The following is a 19,895-nucleotide window of genomic DNA, read 5'->3' as shown; positions in this document are numbered from 1 at the left end:
CCCGGGAGCGCCTACACCCCGCCCGGGGTGCTGTCCGGGGCGGCGTCGGTGGGGGCGCCGGAGAGGAGATGGGCCAGCAGGCGGATGGCGCCCCTTTTGTCCAGCGGGTCATTGCCGTTGCCGCACTTGGGGGACTGGATACAGGAGGGGCAGCCCGTCTCGCACTCGCAGGCGGCGATCGCCTCGCGGGTCGCGCTGAGCCAGCGGGCGGCGGTGTGGAAGGCCCGCTCGGCGAAGCCTGCGCCGCCGGGGTGGCCGTCGTAGACGAAGACGGTCGGCAGGAGCGTGTCGGGGTGGAGGGGGATGGAGACGCCGCCGATGTCCCAGCGGTCACAGGTGGCGAAGAGCGGCAGCATGCCGATGGAGGCGTGTTCGGCGGCGTGCAGGGCACCGCCGAGGGCTTCGGGGTCGATGCGGGCGGCGTCGAGCTGGTCCTCGGTGACGGTCCACCACACGGCGCGGGTGCGCAGGGTGCGGGGCGGCAGGTCCAGCTTGGACTCACCGAGCACCTCGCCGGTGATGAGTTTGCGGCGGAGGAAGGAGACGACCTGGTTGGTGACTTCGACGGAGCCGAAGCACAGGCGCGCCTGGCCGCAGGGGACCTCGGTGGTGGTCTCCAGGATGGAGATGGTGGTGGTGTCGCGGGCCGTCGTCGAGTAGGGCGGGTCGGCCTGCTCGACCAGGGCCACGGACTCCTCCAGGTCGAGGTGGCGTACGAGGTAGCTGCGGCCCTGGTGGAGGTGGACGGCGCCCTCGTGGACGGTGGTGTGGGCGGCGGACGCGTCCACGGTGCCCAGCAGCCGCCCCGTTCCCTCCTCCACGACCTGGATGGGGCGGCCGCCCCCGCCGCGGATGTCGGCGAGGTCGGCGGCGCGCTCGCGGCGGGTCCAGTGCCAGGCCGAGGCCCGGCGGCGCAGCAGCTTGCGGGCCTCGAGCTGGGAGATCACGACCATGGCCTCGGGGCCGAACAGGGACAGGTCGGCCTCGGTGAGGGGTAGCTCCTCGGCGGCGGCGCACAGGTGGGGGGCGAGGACGTAGGGGTTGTCCGGGTCGAGGACGGTGGACTCCACCGGCCGCTGGAAGAGCGCCTCGGGGTGGTGGACGAGGTAGGTGTCCAGCGGGTCGTCACGGGCGATGAGGATGGCCAGCGCGCCCCTGCCGGTGCGGCCGGCGCGGCCGGCCTGCTGCCACAGCGAGGCACGGGTGCCGGGATAGCCGGAGAGGAGGACGGCGTCGAGGCCGGCGACGTCGACGCCCAGTTCGAGGGCGGAGGTGGCGGACAGGCCAAGCAGTTCGCCGGTGTGCAGGGAGCGCTCGATGGCGCGGCGCTCTTCGGGGAGATAGCCGCCGCGGTAGGCGGCGACACGGGAGGGGAGGGAGCGGTCCACCGCGGCGAGGCGTTCCTGGGCGATCAGGGACACCAGTTCGGCGCCGCGCCGGGAACGCACGAATGCGACGGTGCGTACGCCCTGGACGGCGAGGTCGGTGAGGAGGTCCGCGGTCTCGGCGGTGGCGGTGCGACGGACGGGGGCGTCCCGCTCGCCGTGGAGCTCGGTGAGCGGGGGCTCCCACAGGGCGAAGACGAGTTCGCCGCGCGGGGAGGCGTCGTCGGTGATCTCCGTGACCGGGACCCCGGTGAGCCGGGTCGCGGCGGTGGCGGGGTCGGAGGCGGTGGCGGAGGCGAGGAGGAAGACGGGATCGGAGCCGTAGCGGGCGCAGACGCGCCGCAGGCGGCGCAGGACCTGGGCGACGTGGGAGCCGAAGACGCCCCGGTAGCTGTGGCACTCGTCGATGACGACGTAGCGCAGGGCGCGCAGGAAGGAGGCCCATTTGGGGTGGGCGGGCAGGATCGACAGGTGGAGCATGTCCGGGTTGGTCAGCGCGTAATTGGCGTACTGGCGCACCCACTCCCGCTCTTCTACCGGCGTGTCCCCGTCGTAGACGGCGGGCCGGATGCTCTTGCCGAGGGGCCCGGACAGTTCTCGCACGGCGCGGCGCTGGTCGGCGGCCAGGGCCTTGGTGGGGGCGATGTACAGGGCTGTCGCACCGCGGCCGTTGGGGGCCTCCGAGCCGTCCAGCAGGGTGCTCAGCACGGGGGCGAGGTAGGCGAGCGACTTGCCGGAGGCGGTACCGGTGGCCACCACGACCGACTCGCCGCGCAGCGCGTGCTCGGCGGTGAGCGCCTGGTGGGCCCAGGGCCGCTCGATGCCGGCGGCGCGGATGGCGTCGATCACTTCCGGCCGGATCTTCTCCGGCCAGGGGGCATGACGTCCGGGACGAGGGGGCAAGTGCTCCGTATGAGTGATGCGTGCAGCCCGGCCCGGCCCGGTGGCGAGTCGGTCGAGGACCGTCCGGGGAGAGGGGTGCACGCCCGCCTCCGGCGGGAGTTGATCGTTGGCCATCGACACCGAGTGTGTCACTGGCGTGGCGGACAATGGCGTCAAGGCGTCGTGCGCGCCTGCCGGTAAGTGATTGAATGCCATCGCGGCTGCCGATCCATGGGGGGCGACCGCTCGATGCAAGGTGCTGGAGGATCCGTGGACCTGTCCCTGTCGACCGAGACCGTAGGCGACCGTACGGTTGTCCGGGTCGGTGGCGAGATTGATGTGTACACCGCGCCCAAGCTGCGTGAGCAGCTGGTCGAGCTTGTCAACGACGGCAGCTATCACCTCGTCGTCGACATGGAGGGCGTCGACTTTCTCGACTCCACCGGGCTCGGCGTCCTGGTCGGCGGGCTCAAGCGTGTGCGTGCCCATGAGGGCTCGCTGCGACTGGTCTGCAACCAGGAGCGCATTCTCAAGATTTTCCGAATCACCGGTCTGACCAAGGTGTTCCCGATCCACACCTCGGTCGAGGACGCGGTACAGGCGACCGACTGACGGCCGGGCGGCTCGACGGCCGGGTGGACCGGCCGGCAGCCGCTACCCGGCGTGCAGCCGCACAGTCGAACAGGCGATCACTCGAACGGGTGAATAGCCGCACAGCCGCGCCGGGGGGTAACGGGCTCGAGGGTCCGTCCCCCTCTGCGAGTTCGCCCTGTTCCCGATGAGGGAAGGGGGCAGGCAGGACCACCGAGGGGGATGGCATGGCCACCGTCGAACTGCTCTTCAGTGCCCTTCCCGAGCATGTCCGTACGGCCAGGCTCGTCGCGGCCGCGGTGGCGCGCCGGGCCGGGGTCGACGAGGCCGTGCTGGACGAGGTCCGGCTCGCCGTCGGTGAGGCGTGCTCGCGCGCCGTCGGCCTGCACAACAGCCATGGGATCTCCAGCCCGGTACGGGTGGTGTTGACCGAGGACGAGAAGAAGTTCTCCATCGAGGTCGGCGATGACGCGCCGCGCCCGGCCGCCGTGGCGGCCGCGGCGTCCGCCGCGGCCAGAGCGGCCACGGGTTCCGCCGGACCTTCCGCTTCCACGGTGCCCGCCGCCCCACCGGATGACGCCGGGGCCGACAGCGAGGACGACATGGGCCTCGCCGTCATCAGCGGGCTGGTCGACGATGTAGAGGTTGCGGCCGATGAGAGCGGCGGCGTGATCCGTATGAGCTGGCCGACGACGCCGACGGCCCCGCTGCCGTAGGGCGGCTGCTCCTCCTGCGGTAGCCCGCTGCCCTGCGCATGCCGTAAATGCCGCTGCGCATGCCGTAATCGCGGCCCGCAAATGTCGCTGGGGGAGTCGCGGCTGAGCCGGGGCTGACCTGCGCTTGAGCCGACGGCAGGGTGTGTTCGTCCGTCGACGGGCGCAGAATGTCGTTGATGGTTCCATCAACCAGCCGAATGGCCTATTGATCACTTGTGGCCGTTCGCAGTGGATCAATTCACTGGTTGATCAACGACGAAATCGCCGATTGATCACGCGCGCATCATCCGCAAACCATCCGCGACTCGCCCGCCGAGTATTCGCGGATCATCGTTGCGATCTTCACTTGGGCAGTCTCATTCCGTTTCCCGCGCCCTGTTGAGATCTCGCCATGCTCCCTACAATCCGTCCATCTTGAGCTCAGGACGCCTGAGCGTGGCGGCTGTTCCCGCGGTTGTCCTTCCGTTGCGGGCCGGCTACGCGCCCATGTGCCAAACGTCAAGGAGGACGAATGGCGGGGCCCCTTACCCCTGAACAGGTGGACTTCACTCAGAAACTCGCGGTCGAGCTGACCGACGGCAATCGCACCCTGGTGATGGTGATCGCGGCAGTCGCGATCGCCGCACTCGCGGTGGCCGTGGTGCTGGTGCGTCAGGTGCTCTCGGCGGGCGAGGGTACGGACAGCATGAAGAGAATCGCCGCGGCGGTGCAGGAAGGCGCCAATGCCTATCTCGCCCGGCAGTTGCGCACGCTCGGCATCTTCGCCGTGATCGTGTTCTTCCTGCTCATGCTGTTGCCGGCGGACAACTGGTCGCAGCGGATCGGACGTTCGCTCTTCTTCCTGGTCGGCGCGCTGTTCTCCGCGGCCACCGGCTATATCGGCATGTGGCTCGCGGTGCGCAGCAATGTGCGCGTGGCGGCCGCGGCGCGTGAGGCGACCCCTGCCGAGGGTGAGCCCGAGAAGGACCTGACGGCGGTCGCGCACCAGGCCATGAAGATCGCGTTCCGGACGGGCGGGGTCGTCGGCATGTTCACGGTCGGCCTCGGCCTGCTGGGCGCCTCCTGCGTGGTGCTGGTCTACGCGGCCGACGCGCCCAAGGTGCTGGAGGGCTTCGGCTTCGGTGCCGCGCTGCTGGCCATGTTCATGCGTGTCGGCGGCGGCATCTTCACCAAGGCCGCGGATGTGGGCGCGGACCTGGTCGGCAAGGTCGAGAAGGGCATTCCCGAGGACGACCCGCGCAACGCCGCCACCATCGCGGACAACGTGGGCGACAACGTCGGGGACTGCGCGGGCATGGCGGCCGACCTCTTCGAGTCGTACGCCGTGACGCTCGTCGCCGCGCTGATCCTAGGCAAGGCGGCCTTCGGCGACGCCGGTCTCGCCTTCCCGCTGCTCGTGCCCGCCATCGGCGTGCTCACCGCAATGATCGGCATCTTTGCGGTGGCGCCGCGCCGCAGTGACCGCAGCGGGATGACCGCCATCAACCGGGGCTTCTTCATCTCGGCGGCGATCTCCCTCGCCCTGGTGGCGCTGGCCGTGTTCGCCTACCTGCCGTCCAGCTATGCGGATCTGAAGGGCATCGGGGATGCCGCCATCCGCGAACACGGCGGTGACCCTCGCGTGTTCGCGCTGGTGGCCGTCGCCATCGGCATCGTGCTCGCCGCGCTCATCCAGCAGCTGACCGGCTACTTCACGGAGACCAACCGGCGGCCCGTGAGGGACATCGGCAAGTCCTCCCTGACAGGCCCCGCGACCGTCGTCCTCGCCGGCATCGCCATCGGCCTGGAGTCCGCGGTCTACTCGGCGGTGCTGATCGCTCTCAGCGTGTACGGGGCGTTCCTGCTGGGTGGCACGTCGATCATGCTGGCGCTGTTCGCCGTCGCCCTCGCCGGCACGGGTCTGCTGACCACTGTCGGTGTCATCGTCGCCATGGACACCTTCGGACCGGTTTCCGACAACGCGCAGGGCATCGCCGAGATGTCCGGTGACGTCCAGGGCGCGGGCGCGCAGGTGCTCACCGACCTCGACGCCGTGGGCAACACCACCAAGGCGATCACGAAGGGCATCGCCATCGCCACGGCCGTCCTGGCGGCGTCGGCGCTGTTCGGTTCGTACCGCGACGCGATAGCCACGGCCGTCGACGAGGTGCACGCCAGTGCCGGGGAAGTGGGGCTGAGCCTGGACATCTCGCAGCCCAACAATCTGGTGGGGCTGGTGCTCGGTGCGGCCGTCGTCTTCCTCTTCTCGGGGCTGGCGATCAGCGCGGTGTCGCGGTCGGCGGGTGCGGTGGTCTACGAGGTGCGGCGGCAGTTCCGCGAGCACCCCGGAATCATGGATTACACGGAGAAGCCGGAGTACGGGCGCGTGGTGGACATCTGCACCAAGGATGCGCTGCGCGAGCTCGCCACGCCGGGTCTGCTCGCCGTCATGGCCCCCATCGCGGTCGGCTTCGCGCTCGGCGTCGGCGCGCTCGGTTCGTACCTGGCGGGCGCCATCGGCACCGGCACTCTGATGGCGGTCTTCCTCGCCAACTCCGGTGGCGCCTGGGACAACGCCAAGAAGCTGGTCGAGGACGGTCATCACGGCGGCAAGGGCAGTGAGGCGCACGCGGCGACGGTCATCGGTGACACGGTCGGCGACCCGTTCAAGGACACCGCCGGTCCCGCGATCAATCCGCTGCTGAAGGTGATGAACCTGGTGGCGCTGCTCATCGCGCCGGCGGTGGTGAAGTTCTCCTACGGAGCCGACGCCAACCGGGGTCTGCGAATCGGCGTCGCTGTGCTGGCCGTTGTCGTCATCGTGGGTGCGGTGTACGTCTCCAAGCGGCGTGGTGTCGCCGTGGACGGCGACGACGGCACCGAGCGGTCGGCGAAGCCCGTGGACCCGGCGGTGGTGTCCTGACGGCTCCTCAGCCGGAGTGAGGGAAGCGGAAGAGCACCCCGTATGCGCCCGTCCCCGCGCCTGCCGGCACCGGCGTCAGGTGCGGCGAACGCCACGCCGAGCTTGGTGCAAATGGCTTGAAAACGGTGCGTAACGGGTGCATGCGGTGTGCTCGGCTCCCGGCCCCTGTCGCCTGGACGTGTAAGTTCCGGGGCCGAGAGCCATTGAAGGGACCAATCCGGTGAACAAGAAGCTTGTGGCTGCACTGTCCGGCGGGGCGGCACTTGTCCTGGCACTGACGGGCTGCGGCGGTGACGACGGCGGCAACAAGAAGCTGGACGACTGGGCCAAGAGTGTCTGCGACCAGATGCAGCCTCAAGTGAAGAAGATCCAGGACGCCAACTCCTCGATCGCCAACGTCCAGAACGAGGAGGACTCGAAGAAGATCCAGCAGACCGACTCGACGGCCTTCCAGGCCAACGCCGACGCCTACAAGGCGCTCGCCACCTCCGTGGACCGTGCGGGCCCGCCGCCCGTCAAGGACGGCGAGAGCAGCCAGAAGAACGCCGTCAAGGCGCTCAACGACCTCTCGGGCGCGTACGCAGGGCTGAAGAAGCGGATGGACGGGCTGGACACCGGCGACAAGTCCAAGTTCGCCGAGGGCCTCAAGGGCATCGCCGGGGACATCGGCAAGCTGAGCAGCAGGAGTGACGAAGCGCTCAAGAAGCTGCAGTCGGGTGACGTCGGCAAGGCGATGGCGAAGCAGCCGGGCTGTCAGAAGACCTCGGTCACCTCGACGCCGACGAAGAAGTAGGCCGACGAAGAAGTAGGCCGAGGGAGAAGTAGGCCCGGCCGGGAACGGCCCCGGCCGTGCGGAGGCCCCGGTCCCGGCCCCGGCCGTGCGGAGGCCCCGGCCCCGGCCGCGTGGAGGCCCCGGCCGCGCGCCGGCGCCGGTCCGGGAAGTGGGTCCTCCGCAGCCGAGGTTGGTCCCGCCCGGCGCCGCGCCCTCGGGCGCGGTGCCGGGCTTTCGTCATTCGTCAGCCGGGCTTTCGCCATTTGTCAGTGGCGCCCCCGACAATGGTGCGGTGAGTACGACGCACCTCCCCACCGCCGATCCGGCGCGCACCGCCCGACTGCGCGACGCCCTGCTGGCCGCCGCCTTCACGGCCGACGGCCTCCTCGACCTGCTCGGCGCCTCCGCCTACGCCGCTCTCGCCCGCAGCGAGACGGTCCCCGCCCTGCGGGCCACGCGCGGGGACAGCCCCCTGGAGACGCTGGTCCGGCTCTTCCTGCTGCAGCGGCCCGTGGCGCACGCCCGCGCCGCCGCCGCGCTCCCGGTCGCGGACTGCCTCGCCGACGGCTGGCTGGTGCGCGACGGGGCGGACGGCGAGTTCGTGCGGGCGAGCGTGGACGTACGCCCGTACGGCGGCCCCGAGGGGCAGGACTGGTGGATCGTCTCCGACCTGGGCTGCGCCGTCGGCGGCGCCGGCGGGATCGCCGGAGGCAGTGCGGGCCCCGGCGGTGTGGACCGCTCCGAGCTCGTCCTCGGCGTGGGCGGCGCGTCCACCACACTCGCCGGGATCACGGTCCGTACGCCCGTGGCGAGCGCCCTCGACCTGGGCACCGGCTCCGGCATCCAGGCGCTGCACGCCGCCCAGCACGCCACGAAGGTCACGGCCACCGACCTGAACCCGCGCGCACTGCACATCACGCGGCTCACACTCGCACTCTCCGGCGCACCGGAGGCCGACCTGCGCCAGGGTTCGCTCTTCGAGCCGGTCGCCGGGGAGACGTACGACCTGATCGTCTCGAACCCGCCGTTCGTCATCTCGCCCGGCGCCCGCCTCACCTACCGCGACGGCGGCATGAGCGGCGACGACCTGTGCCGCACGCTGGTGCGGCAGTCGGCCGACCGGCTCAACGACGGCGGTTACTGCCAGCTGCTCGCCAACTGGCAGCACGTCGAGGGTGAGGACTGGCGCGAGCGGCTGTCGTCCTGGGTGCCGCGCGGCTGCGACGCGTGGATCGTCCAGCGCGAGGTGCAGGACATCGCGCAGTACGCCGAGCTGTGGCTGCGCGACGGCGGCGACCACCGCGCCGCCCCGCAGGAGTACGCGGCCCGCTACGACGCCTGGCTGGAGGAGTTCGAGGCCCGGAAGGTCAAGGGCATCGGATTTGGCTGGATCACGCTGCGTAAATCTGGCTCGGACCGGCCGTCGGTGACCGTCGAGGAGTGGCCGCATCCGGTCGAGCAGCCGCTGGGTGCGACCGTACGTGCACATTTCGAGCGGCAGGATTTCCTGCGGACGCATGACGACGCGGCGCTGCTCGCCGCACGTTTCCGGCTGGCCGACCAGGTCGTGCAGGAGCAGGTCGGGATGCCGGGCGCCGAGGACCCCGAGCACGTGGTGCTGCGCCAGAACCGCGGTATGCGCAGGGCCACCAAGGTCGACACGGTGGGCGCGGGCTTCGCCGGAGTGTGCGACGGATCTCTCCCCGCGGGCCGCATCCTCGATGCCATCGCCCAGCTTGTGGGGGAGGACCCGGTGCTCCTGCGCGACCGTACGCCGGAGGCGATCCGGATGCTCGTCGAGCAGGGCTTCCTCCTGCCGGTGACCGGCTGACCGGGGGCAGGGAGCGTACGGGCAGGGAGCAGGCAGACCTACGAGAAGGGGAAAAGGAGGGGTCGTGTTCGCGTCACATTCCTCTTCTTCAGGTCGCCGTCCGGTGCGCCCGTCGGTCTCCCGCCTCATTCACCGTCCCTTGCCCCGTACCGGTCGCTGCTTCGGATCCGGGCCGCCCGGCCCTCGCTGTGAGCGCTTGTGTCAGGGCCGTCACATGCATGCTGTGACGGTCCGGGCGGCAGACAGGACGCTTGTCGGGTTACCGTTCGAGTGGCGTTGCGGGCTTTTTCCGTTTGACACGGAGGCGGGATGTACCGTCACACTCCGCAGCGTCACCGCAACGCCCACACCGAGTGTCGACCGGAAGAAGAGCGAAGTTGTCCCCGACCAGCGAGACCGCACAGGGCGGCCGCCGACTCGTCATCGTCGAGTCGCCTGCCAAGGCGAAGACGATCAAGGGCTACCTCGGCCCCGGATACGTCGTCGAGGCGAGCGTCGGGCACATCCGTGACCTGCCGAACGGGGCCGCCGAGGTCCCGGCCAAGTACAAGGGCGAGCCCTGGGCCCGCCTGGGTGTGAACGTCGACGCCGACTTCCAGCCCATCTATGTCGTCAACGCCGACAAGAAGGACCAGGTCAAGAAGCTCAAGGAGCTGCTGGCCGAGTCCGACGAGCTTTTCCTCGCCACCGATGAGGACCGCGAGGGCGAGGCCATCGCCTGGCACCTGCAGGAAGTCCTCAAGCCCAAGGTCCCCGTCCGCCGGATGGTCTTCCACGAGATCACCAAGGACGCGATCCAGGCCGCCGTCGCCAGCCCGCGCGAGCTGAACAAGAAGCTCGTCGACGCCCAGGAGACCCGCCGCATCCTCGACCGCCTCTACGGCTACGAGGTCTCACCGGTGCTGTGGAAGAAGGTCATGCCCCGGCTGTCCGCCGGCCGGGTGCAGTCCGTGGCGACCCGCCTCGTCGTCGAGCGGGAGCGCGAGCGCATCGCCTTCCGCTCCGCCGAGTACTGGGACCTGACCGGCACCTTCGGCACGGGCCGCGGCGGCGACGCCGGCGACCCCAGCACCCTCACCGCACGTCTGACCTCGGTCGACGGCCGCCGGGTCGCCCAGGGCCGCGACTTCGGTTCGACCGGGCGGCTCAAGGAAGGCTCCCCGGTCCTGCACCTGGACGAGGCGGCCGCCCGCGCGCTGGCCGCCGCCCTGGCCAACTCGTCGTTCGCCGTGCGCTCCGTCGAGTCCAAGCCGTACCGCCGCTCCCCGTACGCCCCGTTCCGTACCACCACGCTGCAGCAGGAGGCCTCGCGCAAGCTGGGCTTCGGCGCGAAGGCCACCATGCAGGTGGCCCAGAAGCTGTATGAGAACGGCTTCATCACCTACATGCGTACGGACTCCACGACTCTCTCCGAGACGGCGATCGGCGCCGCCCGCGCCCAGGTCACGCAGCTTTACGGCGCGGACTACCTGCCGGAGAAGCCGCGCACGTACGCCGGGAAGGTCAAGAACGCCCAGGAGGCGCACGAGGCGATCCGTCCTTCGGGTGATCGTTTCCGCACTCCGGCGGAGACCCGCCTGACCGGCGACCAGTTCCGGCTCTACGAACTGATCTGGAAGCGGACCGTCGCCTCCCAGATGAAGGATGCGACCGGTAACTCCGTCACCGTGCGGATCGCCGGCCGGTCGGGCGACGGCCGGGACGCCGAGTTCAGCGCGTCCGGCAAGACGATCACCTTCCACGGCTTCATGAAGGCCTACGTCGAGGGCGCCGACGACCCGAACGCCGAGCTCGACGACCGCGAGCGCCGGCTGCCGCAGGTCACCGAGGGCGACCCGCTGACGGCCGAGGAGATCACCGCCGACGGCCACGCCACCAAGCCCCCGGCCCGCTACACCGAGGCCTCGCTGGTCAAGGAGCTGGAGGAGCGGGAGATCGGCCGTCCGTCGACGTACGCGTCGATCATCGGCACGATCCTCGACCGCGGCTACGTCTTCAAGAAGGGCACGGCGCTCGTGCCGTCCTTCCTGAGCTTCGCCGTCGTCAATCTGCTGGAGAAGCACTTCGGCCGGCTCGTGGACTACGACTTCACCGCCTCCATGGAGGAGGACCTCGACCGCATCGCGCGCGGCGAGGCCCAGGCCGTGCCGTGGCTGCGCCGCTTCTACTTCGGCGAGGGCACCGAGGGCTCGGCGGGTGGCGCGGCCGAGGCCGGCAACGGCGACGGCGACCACCTCGGCGGTCTGAAGGAACTGGTCACCGACCTGGGCGCGATCGACGCCCGCGAGGTGTCCTCGTTCCCCGTCGGCAACGACATCGTGCTGCGCGTGGGCCGCTACGGCCCGTACGTGGAGCGCGGCGAGAAGGACACCGAGGGCCACCAGCGCGCCGACGTGGCGGACGACCTCGCTCCGGACGAGCTGACGGTGGAGTACGCGGAGGAGCTGCTGGCGAAGCCGAGCGGCGACTTCGAGCTGGGCACCGACCCCGTCAGCGGTCACCCGATCGTCGCCAGGGACGGCCGCTACGGCCCGTACGTCACCGAGGTCCTGCCCGAGGACACCCCGAAGACCGGCAAGAACGCGGTCAAGCCGCGCACCGCCTCGCTCTTCAAGTCCATGTCCCTCGACACGGTCACCCTCGACGACGCCCTCAAGCTGATGTCGCTGCCCCGCGTCGTCGGCAAGGACGCCGAAGGTGTGGAGATCACGGCCCAGAACGGCCGCTACGGCCCGTACCTGAAGAAGGGCACGGACTCGCGGTCGCTGGAGTCGGAGGACCAGCTCTTCAGCATCACGCTGGACGAGGCCCTCGCGATCTACGCGCAGCCCAAGCAGCGCGGCCGCGCCGCGGCCAAGCCGCCGCTGAAGGAGCTGGGCACCGACCCGGTCAGCGAGCGCCCGGTCGTGGTCAAGGACGGCCGCTTCGGCCCGTACGTCACCGACGGCGAGACGAACGCGACGCTGCGCCGCGACGACGACGTCGAGACGATCACGCCCGAGCGCGGTTACGAGCTGCTGGCGGAGAAGCGCGCCAAGGGTCCGGCCAAGAAGACGGCGAAGAAGGCGCCGGCGAAGAAGGCCGTCGCCAAGAAGGCGCCGGCGAAGAAGACCGCCGCGAAGAAGACGGCCGCCAAGAAGACGACCGCGACGAAGAAGACCGCCGCGGCGAAGACGACGACCGCCAAGAAGACGACGACGAAGAAGGCGACGGCCAAGAAGACCGCGGCGGCGAACGCCTCGGCGGCGGCCGACGCCGAGTAGGCCCGCGCGTAGTCGTAGGAGCGGTACGTACCTCGCCGTACGTTCTCGCGCACAGCACCTGGGCGGTGGACCGGAATCCGGTCCACCGCCTTTGTGTCACCGGTGATGTGCGGTGATGTCCGGCGATGTCGCGTGCTCGTTCGCCCGTCTTCCGCTCGCGCGTATGTTCGTGCGTGCGTTCGGGGAGGCATCCCGTATCGGGGCACTCCGGATAGGCTGGCAGGATGACGCGAGCCGAGCAGCCAGCAGTGGTCACCCCCACATCCGGCGCCCTAGCCGCGGACTCCCGCGAGCGCGCCGTACGAGCCCTGCTGCGCTTGCGTCCGCTCAGGCGGTTGTGGAGCGCCCAGTTCGCCGGCGGTGTCGGCGACGCCCTGGCCCTTCTTGTGCTTCTCCTGCTGGCGTTGCAGGCGTCGGTCGCGGCGGGGTCGTTCGGCGGTGGCTACCGGGGCGCGGCCCTCGCGGTCGCCGCCGTCATCGGGGTGCGGCTGCTCGCGACGCTGCTCGCCGGTGCGGTCCTGCTCGGCCCGCTGTCCTCGCTGTTCGCGCCGGCCGGTCCGCTCGACCGCCGCTGGACGATGATCGGCGCGGACGGGGTGCGGCTCGCGCTGCTCGCCGTCGCGCCCACGTGGCTCGACTGGACCGAGGGCAAGGCTCTGGTGTGGCTGCTGGTCACGGCCTTCGTCGTCGGGGCCGCCGAGCGCGTCTGGACGGTGGCGAAGGACGGGGCGGCGCCCGCGCTGCTGCCCGCGCCGCCGCCGGAGGGCGCGGCCGTGCGCCCGCTGCCGGACCACTACGAGGCGCTGCGGCGCCTGTCGCTGCGGACGACCTTCGTCGCGCTGCCCGTCGCCGCGGCCGCGCTCGTCGTCATCACGCTGGTGAGCAATGCGCTCGGTTCGGGGATCGACTGGTTCCACCTGCACCAGGCGGCCCTCGGCTCGTATCTCGCGGCCGGGCTCTTCGCGACGTCCGTCGTGATTCTCTACCCCGTCGAGCTGCCCGGCCTCCCCGAGGGCGTGCAGGCTCCGCGCGTGCGCTCCCCGCTGGAGGGCATGCGCCGCCCCAAGACCGCCCAGGGCGTGCCCGACAAGGGCCGTACGGGCGCGATTCCGGTGCTCGTGCTGGCCTGTGCGGCCATCGCGGGGGCGGTGGCCGCGGCGGTCGGCGTCGCCACCCTGCAGGCGATGGACCTCGGCGGCGGCCCGGTGAGCTTCGGACTGCTGGTCCTCGCGCTCTCCGGCGGCCCGGTCCTCGGCATCCGGGGCGCCCGCAGGGTGCTGCCCGGCTTCTCGCGGCGCCGCCTTCTCGCGCTCGCCCTGGCCCTGACGGGCCTGGCGCTGCTCGCCGCCGGCCTGGTGCCCGACGCGACGACGGTACTGCTGCTCGTCGCCCTGGCGGGCGTGTCCGCCGGAATCGTCGCCAACACCGGCCACGGCCTGCTCGACCAGGAGACCGAGGAGAGCCGCCGGGCGCGCACGACCGAGCACCTGCACGCCGTCGTCCGCGTCACCGTCGCGCTGGGTGCCGTCGTGGCGCCGCTGCTGGCCGCGGCCATCGGCCCGCACCGGATCGGGGACGGCAGCTTCGTCTTCGCGCACGGCGGGGCGGCGTTCACGCTGATGCTCGTCGGCGCGCTGCTGCTGCCCGTCGGCGCACTGGTCCTGGGCAGGACGGACGACCGGCACGGGGTGCCGTTCCACCAGGACCTGCTGGACTCGCTGCGGGGCGGCGACCCGGCGGAGGGCGTGAGCGGCAGCGGCTTCTTCATCGCCTTCGAGGGCGGCGACGGCGCCGGCAAGTCCACTCAGGTGCAGGCCGTCGCGGAGTGGATCCGCGGCAAGGGGCACGAGGTCGTCGTCACCCGGGAGCCCGGCGCCACGGCCATCGGCAAGCGGTTGCGCGCGATCCTGCTGGACGTGTCGTCCGCCGGTCTCTCGGACCGTGCGGAGGCGCTGCTGTACGCGGCCGACCGCGCCGAGCACGTCGATTCCGTCGTACGGCCCGCCCTCGAGCGCGGTGCGATCGTCATCACCGACCGCTACATCGACTCCTCCGTCGCCTATCAGGGCGCCGGGCGCGACCTCTCGCCCACCGAGATCGCCCGTATCTCGCGCTGGGCGACGGACGGGCTCGTCCCGCACCTGACGGTGCTGCTGGACGTCTCGCCCGAGACCGCGCGCGAACGTTTCACCGAGGCGCCCGACCGGCTGGAGTCCGAGCCGGCCGAGTTCCACCAGCGGGTACGGACCGGGTTCCTGACCCTGGCCGCCGCCGACCCGGCGCGCTACCTCGTGGTGGACGCCGGCCAGGAGCCCGAGGCCATCACCAAGGTCGTACGCCACCGGCTGGACCGGCTCCTTCCGCTCTCTGCGGCCGAGATCAAGGCCCTTGAGGAGGCCCGCAGGGCGGCCGAGGAGGAGGCCCGGCGCAAGGCGGAGGAGGAAGCGGCCCGCAAGGCCGCCGAGGAGCGCCTGGAGCGCGAGCGCCAGGAGCAGCTCGCCCGGCTGCGCGCCGAGGAAGAGGAGCGCAAGCGCAAGGAAGCGGAGGAAGCCCGCCTCCGCGAGGCCGAGCGCCAGGCGGAGGAGGCCCGTCAGCGGGCCGAGGAAGCGCGTAGGCGGGCCGAGGAGGCGCGCCTGCGCCGCGAGGCGGAGGAACGCGCCCGGGCCGCCGAACAGGAGCGGCTGCGCAAGCGCGCGGCCGAGGAGGCGCGCCTGCGCGCCGAGGCCGAGGAACGGCGCCTGGAGAAGCAGCGCAAGGCTGAGGAGGCCCTGCTGCGCGCGGAGCGCGCGCGGATCGCCGCTGAGGCTGCGGAGGCCGCTGGTGCGGCGGAGGGCGGGGGTGCGGCCGAGGGGGCTGCTGGTGCGGTCGAGGGCACCGCTGGTGCGGCCGAGGGCGCCGCTGGTGGTGCGGGTGCTGCCCGCGGTGCGGGTGCTCGCGGTGCGGGTGGTGTCGGCCGTGCGGGTGGTGTCGGCCGGGCCGGTGGTACTGCTCCGGGCGCCGATGCGCCGACCGCCGAGACGCCGTCGCCGCATGCGCCCGGCGGGGCTTCCGTTGCGGGTGAGGCGCCGACGGTGGAGAGGCCGGTGCTGCGCGAGGACGACGCGCGGGGTGCGGGTGAGGCGCCGACGGTGGAGAGGCCGGTGCTGCGCAGGGACGACGCGCGGGGTGCGGATGACGTGCCGACGGTCGAGAGGCCGGCCTTGCGCGAGGACGACGTACGCGGTGACGCGGGTGGTGCGCAGGCGAGCGCGGCCGCTGCCGGGGCGCGTGGCGCCGCCGAGGGGCGCGCGGAGCAGGCGCGTAGCGCTTCTGCTCCGGGCGCTTCCGCACGTAGCGGTACCGCTTCCGGCGTCGCCGATGACCGCACCGTCGAGACGCCGGCTCCGCGCCGGGGCGACGAGGACAGCGCGGGCCGGGCCCCCGTCGTCGGGACGGCGTCCTTCCGTAAGCCGGCCCCGCGCGGGGCCGGGGGCGGAGGGACGGCGGAGACGCCGGCTCCGCGTGCGGCGGACCCACGGTCCTCGCTCGCGGCCGGCTCGCCGGGTGGAACCGGTTCCACCCGGACAGCGGCCGGTGCGCCCGCGCCGCGCGCGGGGAGCGACTTCGGTGCCGGGGACGCCCCGACCGTGGAGACCCCGTCCCCTCGCAAGCCGGAGGTCGGCGACGCCGAGGAGACGCAGACCGTTCAGGCGCCGGTGGTGCACCGGCCCGACCCGCGTGACGCGGGTTCGCGGCCGGCGCCCGCGAGCGCCGAGGAGGAGACGGCGGTGCTGCCGCCCGTACCGGCCAGTGGGCCGATCGACCAGCGCGTGACCTGGGGTACCCGGCCGAAGGCGGCCGACGCGGGCGCGGAGGCGGAGGAGACGGCGGTGCTCCCCAGGACGCCCGGGACACCCCGGACGCCCCAGGCGCCCGGGACGCCCGGGACGCCGCCCGGGACACCCGCACACCCGAAGCCGCACGTACGGCCGGAGAACCCGGCGGACCGGGTGCCGACGTGGCTGTTCCGTCCGGAGGACGAGGCGCCCGCGGAGCCGGAGACCGAGCGCACGCGTGAGCTGCCGCACATCGACGCGGACGGCGCCTACGAGCAGGACGACCGGACCGGGCGGCCGGACGAGCCCGTGAGGAGGGCACGTCGCAGGCCGGAGTGGGCGGAGGACGCCCCCACCCTCGCGGACGATCTCCTCGGGCGCCGCGACGACGGCCGCCGGGCGGGTGACCGCTCCCGTGGGGACGACCGCTCCCGTGGGGACGACCGCTCCCGTGAGGGTGAGGGTTCCGGTGAGGACGGTCCTCGTGACGGCCGGGGGCACGGGCGCCGATAGGCGCCGACGGCCGGACGCGGGCCGCGCTGTCAGTGGCGTGTCCCACAATGGGTAACGCAGGACGGACAGCGCGGAGGACAGCCAATGGCGGTGTGGGACGACCTGGTCGGCCAGGACCGGGTGATCGAGCAGCTCGCCGCTGCCGCGCGGGACGCGGACGCGCTGGTCACGGCCGCCGCGGCCGGCTCCGCTGAGGAAGTCCCGGGCGGATCGGCGGACGTCTCTGCCGGGACGTCCAAGATGACCCATGCGTGGCTGTTCACGGGCCCGCCCGGCTGCGGAAGGGCCACCTCCGCCCGGGCCTTCGCCGCCGCGCTGCAGTGCGTCAGCCCGGACCGGGCGATCGGCGCCGCCCCCGGCTGCGGTTTCTGCGACGGCTGCCACACCACGTTGGTGGGGACGCACGCCGACGTCGAGATCGTCCGTACGGACGTCCTGTCCATCGGCGTCAAGGAGACGCGTGAGCTCGTCCGCCGCGCCCAGCTCTCGCCCGCGGGCGGCCGCTGGCAAGTGATCGTCCTGGAGGACGCGGACCGGCTGACGGAGGGCGCGGGCAACGTCCTGCTCAAGGCCGTGGAGGAGCCCGCTCCGCGCACGGTGTGGCTGTTGTGCGCGCCGTCCCTGGAGGACGTGCTGCCGACGATCCGGTCCCGCTGCCGGTCGCTGACTATGCGGACGCCGCCCGTCGCGGCGGTCGCGGACGTCCTCGTCCGCCGGGACGGCATCGATCCGGCGCTCGCCGCGCAGGTGGCCCAGGCCACGCAGGGGCACATCGGCCGCGCTCGCCGCCTCGCCACGGACGAGCGCGCCCGGGCCCGCCGGGCGGCCGTCCTGAAGATGCCGCTGCGCGTCGCGGACATGGGCGGCTGTCTCAAGGCGGCCCAGGAACTCATCGACGCCGCCGCGGAGGACGCCAAGCAGGTCGCCGAGGACGTCGACACCAAGGAGACCGAGGAGCTGCGTGCCGCGCTCGGCGCCGCGGCCGGCACCGGCGGCCGGCTCCCCCGGGGCACGGCCGGCGCGATGAAGGACCTCCAGGACCGGCAGAAGCGCCGCTCGACCCGCACCCAGCGCGACACCCTCGACCTGGCCCTCACCGATCTGACCGGCTTCTACCGCGACGTGCTCGCGATACAGCTCGGCTCGCGCGTGGCCCTCGCCAACGTGGACGCCCGCGACACCCTGGAGCGGGTCGCCTCCGCCTCGCGGCCGGAGGGAACGCTGCGCCGCATCGAGGCGATCGGCGCCTGCCGGCAGGCGCTCGACCGGAACGTGGCCCCACTGCTCGCGGTCGAGGCGATGGCGGTCGCCCTCAGGGCGGGCTGACCGAGCAGGACGAGCAGGCAGGACGAGCAGGCAGGACGAGCAGGCAGGACGAGCAGGCAGGACGAGCAGGCAGGACGAGCAAGCGGGGCGAACGAGCAGGGCGAGGGCTAGTAGGAGCGAGTAGTACGGCTGAGGGTGGGCACACCGCAGGTTGGGTGATTCCTCACTCGTACGAGGACTAGTGGCCGGTATGGCTGGCCAAGGCTGGTGTCCGTCCGGATACGCTCCGTATGCCGCGTAAGTCCTACGCATTTACCTATGTACGGACGTGTGACGTACGTCCGCTATGCCTTGTTGCCTCATGCCTGCCCACCTGTCTCCCACACAGAGGGACCAGCCGATGGACACCAGCCGCTTGTTCCGTATCTCCGGCACGCTGGCCGCGACCGCGGCCCTGCTGATCTCAGCCGCTGTTTCGGGAGGTGCGGCGCCGAGCGCGGCGACATCGGCATCGGACAGAACGCGGGACGCGGCGCCCGCCGCACTCCGCCCGTACTACGAGCAGAAGCCCAACTGGCACGCCTGCCCCGGCAAGCACGCGGGCTTCGAGTGCGCCACGCTGCGGGCACCGCTGGACTACGCCGAGCCCCGCCCCGGCGAGGACCTCAGGCTCGCCGTCTCCCGCAAGAAGGCGACCGGCCCCGGCAAACGCCTGGGCTCGCTCCTGGTCAACCCCGGCGGACCGGGCGGCTCGGCGATCGGCTTCCTCCAGGGCTACGCGGCCAGCGGCTACCCCGCCCCCGTGCGCGCCCGCTACGACATGGTGGCGATGGACCCGCGGGGAGTGGCCGCGAGCGAGCCCGTCACCTGTCTCTCCGACGCGGAGATGGACGCCTTCACCAAGATCGATTCGACCCCGGACGACCTCGCGGAGGTCCGCCGACTCACCGACGCGTACAAGAAGTTCGCGAAGGCCTGCGCGGCCCGCTCCGGCAAGCTGCTCCGCCATGTCTCCACCGTCGAGGCCGCCCGCGACATGGACGTCTTCCGGGCCGCCCTGGGCGACGACAAGCTGCACTACGTCGGCGCCTCCTACGGCACCTTCCTCGGTGCCACCTATGCCGGGCTCTTCCCGGCCCGCGTCGGCAGGCTCGTCCTCGACGGCGCGCTGGACCCCTCGCTCAGCGCGGAGCAGATCAATCGTGAGCAGACGGCGGGCTTCCAGACCGCCTTCGCTTCCTTTGCGGGGGACTGCGCCCACCACGAGGACTGCCCGCTGGAAGGCGGCGGCCGCGCCGACATCGCGGGGGCCCGGCTCAAGTCGTTCTTCGACGACCTCGACCGCCACCCCCTTTCCACCGGCAAATCCCGCGAACTCACCGAAAGCCTCGCCACCACCGGTGTGATCTCGGCCATGTACGACGAGGCGGCGTGGCCCCTCCTGCGCAAGGCCCTGCGCAACGCGCGCAACGGCGACGGAGGCCTGCTGCTCAGGCTGTCCGACGCCTACTACGAGCGCGACGACCGGGGCGTCTACACCAACCTCATGCCCGCCAACTCGGCCGTGAACTGCCTCGACCTCCCGCCCGCCTTCCGCAACCCCACCGGCGTCCGCCGGGCCCTGTCCGGCTTCGAGGAGGCCTCCCCGGCTCTCGGCACGAGCTTCGCCTGGGCCGCCCTGAGCTGCGCATACTGGCCGGTCCCGGCCGTGGGTGCCCCCCACCGCATCACGGCCCCCGGCGCCGCCCCCATCCTCGTCGTCGGTACCACCCGCGACCCCGCGACGCCCTACCCCTGGGCCCGCGCCCTCGCCGCCCAGCTCTCCTCGGGCCGCCTCCTGACCTACGACGGCGACGGCCACACCGCCTACAACCGGGGCAGCGACTGCGTGGACGCCGCGATCAACAGCTACCTCCTCACCACCACCCCGCCCCCCGCCTCCCGCAAGTGCTCCTGACC

Annotated in this window: 9 protein-coding genes and 1 pseudogene; 9 read left to right on the top strand and 1 reads right to left on the bottom strand. The window is 72.1% G+C overall.

What is annotated here, in order from left to right; translation table 11 throughout:
• Nucleotides 1-11: 11 nt before the first annotated feature.
• Complete coding sequence (locus AB0F13_RS19475) at nucleotides 12-2,483, bottom strand: DEAD/DEAH box helicase (RefSeq protein ID WP_362083418.1); 2,472 nt, start codon at nucleotides 2,481-2,483, stop codon at nucleotides 12-14.
• A gap of 54 nt (nucleotides 2,484-2,537) precedes the next feature.
• Between AB0F13_RS19475 and bldG the strand changes: the two genes are divergently transcribed.
• The 9 genes and pseudogenes from bldG to AB0F13_RS19430 all read left to right on the top strand — a co-directional run bounded on the left by bldG (nucleotide 2,538) and on the right by AB0F13_RS19430 (nucleotide 19,893).
• The gene (bldG, locus tag AB0F13_RS19470) at nucleotides 2,538-2,879 is read left to right on the top strand and encodes an anti-sigma factor antagonist BldG (protein ID WP_030367299.1); all 342 of its coding nucleotides are present in this window, start codon (nucleotides 2,538-2,540) and stop codon (nucleotides 2,877-2,879) included.
• A gap of 206 nt (nucleotides 2,880-3,085) precedes the next feature.
• A complete protein-coding gene (locus AB0F13_RS19465) occupies nucleotides 3,086-3,574 on the top strand; it encodes an ATP-binding protein (protein ID WP_362083415.1) in 489 nt (162 codons plus the stop codon).
• A 511-nt stretch (nucleotides 3,575-4,085) separates the two neighbouring features.
• Nucleotides 4,086-6,476 (top strand): sodium-translocating pyrophosphatase, encoded by a 2,391-nt coding sequence (locus AB0F13_RS19460; RefSeq protein ID WP_362083412.1) that lies wholly within the window; start codon nucleotides 4,086-4,088, stop codon nucleotides 6,474-6,476.
• Between the two features lie 220 nt (nucleotides 6,477-6,696).
• Nucleotides 6,697-7,269 carry a small secreted protein gene (locus AB0F13_RS19455; protein ID WP_362083409.1) on the top strand — a complete coding sequence of 191 codons (573 nt, stop codon included), beginning with the start codon at nucleotides 6,697-6,699 and terminating at the stop codon, nucleotides 7,267-7,269.
• A 271-nt stretch (nucleotides 7,270-7,540) separates the two neighbouring features.
• Nucleotides 7,541-9,079 (top strand): methyltransferase, encoded by a 1,539-nt coding sequence (locus tag AB0F13_RS19450; RefSeq protein WP_362083406.1) that lies wholly within the window; start codon nucleotides 7,541-7,543, stop codon nucleotides 9,077-9,079.
• 377 nt (nucleotides 9,080-9,456) lie between these two features.
• Nucleotides 9,457-12,342 carry a type I DNA topoisomerase gene (topA, locus tag AB0F13_RS19445; RefSeq protein WP_362083403.1) on the top strand — a complete coding sequence of 962 codons (2,886 nt, stop codon included), beginning with the start codon at nucleotides 9,457-9,459 and terminating at the stop codon, nucleotides 12,340-12,342.
• 224 nt (nucleotides 12,343-12,566) lie between these two features.
• Nucleotides 12,567-15,170, top strand: a pseudogene (tmk, locus tag AB0F13_RS19440) (dTMP kinase); the annotation flags it as partial.
• Between the two features lie 1,584 nt (nucleotides 15,171-16,754).
• Entirely contained in the window at nucleotides 16,755-17,996 is a 1,242-nt protein-coding gene (locus AB0F13_RS19435; protein ID WP_362083400.1) for a DNA polymerase III subunit delta', read from the top strand.
• A 340-nt stretch (nucleotides 17,997-18,336) separates the two neighbouring features.
• Nucleotides 18,337-19,893: an alpha/beta hydrolase gene (locus tag AB0F13_RS19430; protein WP_362083397.1), complete on the top strand. Its 1,557-nt coding sequence runs from the start codon at nucleotides 18,337-18,339 to the stop codon at nucleotides 19,891-19,893.
• Nucleotides 19,894-19,895: the final 2 nt, after the last annotated feature.

This window comes from Streptomyces sp. NPDC026206, assembly GCF_040638465.1.
Classification (GTDB): domain Bacteria; phylum Actinomycetota; class Actinomycetes; order Streptomycetales; family Streptomycetaceae; genus Streptomyces.
The sequence above is the reverse complement of the archived record's forward strand: the minus strand, read 5'-3'. Positions and strand labels throughout refer to the sequence as shown.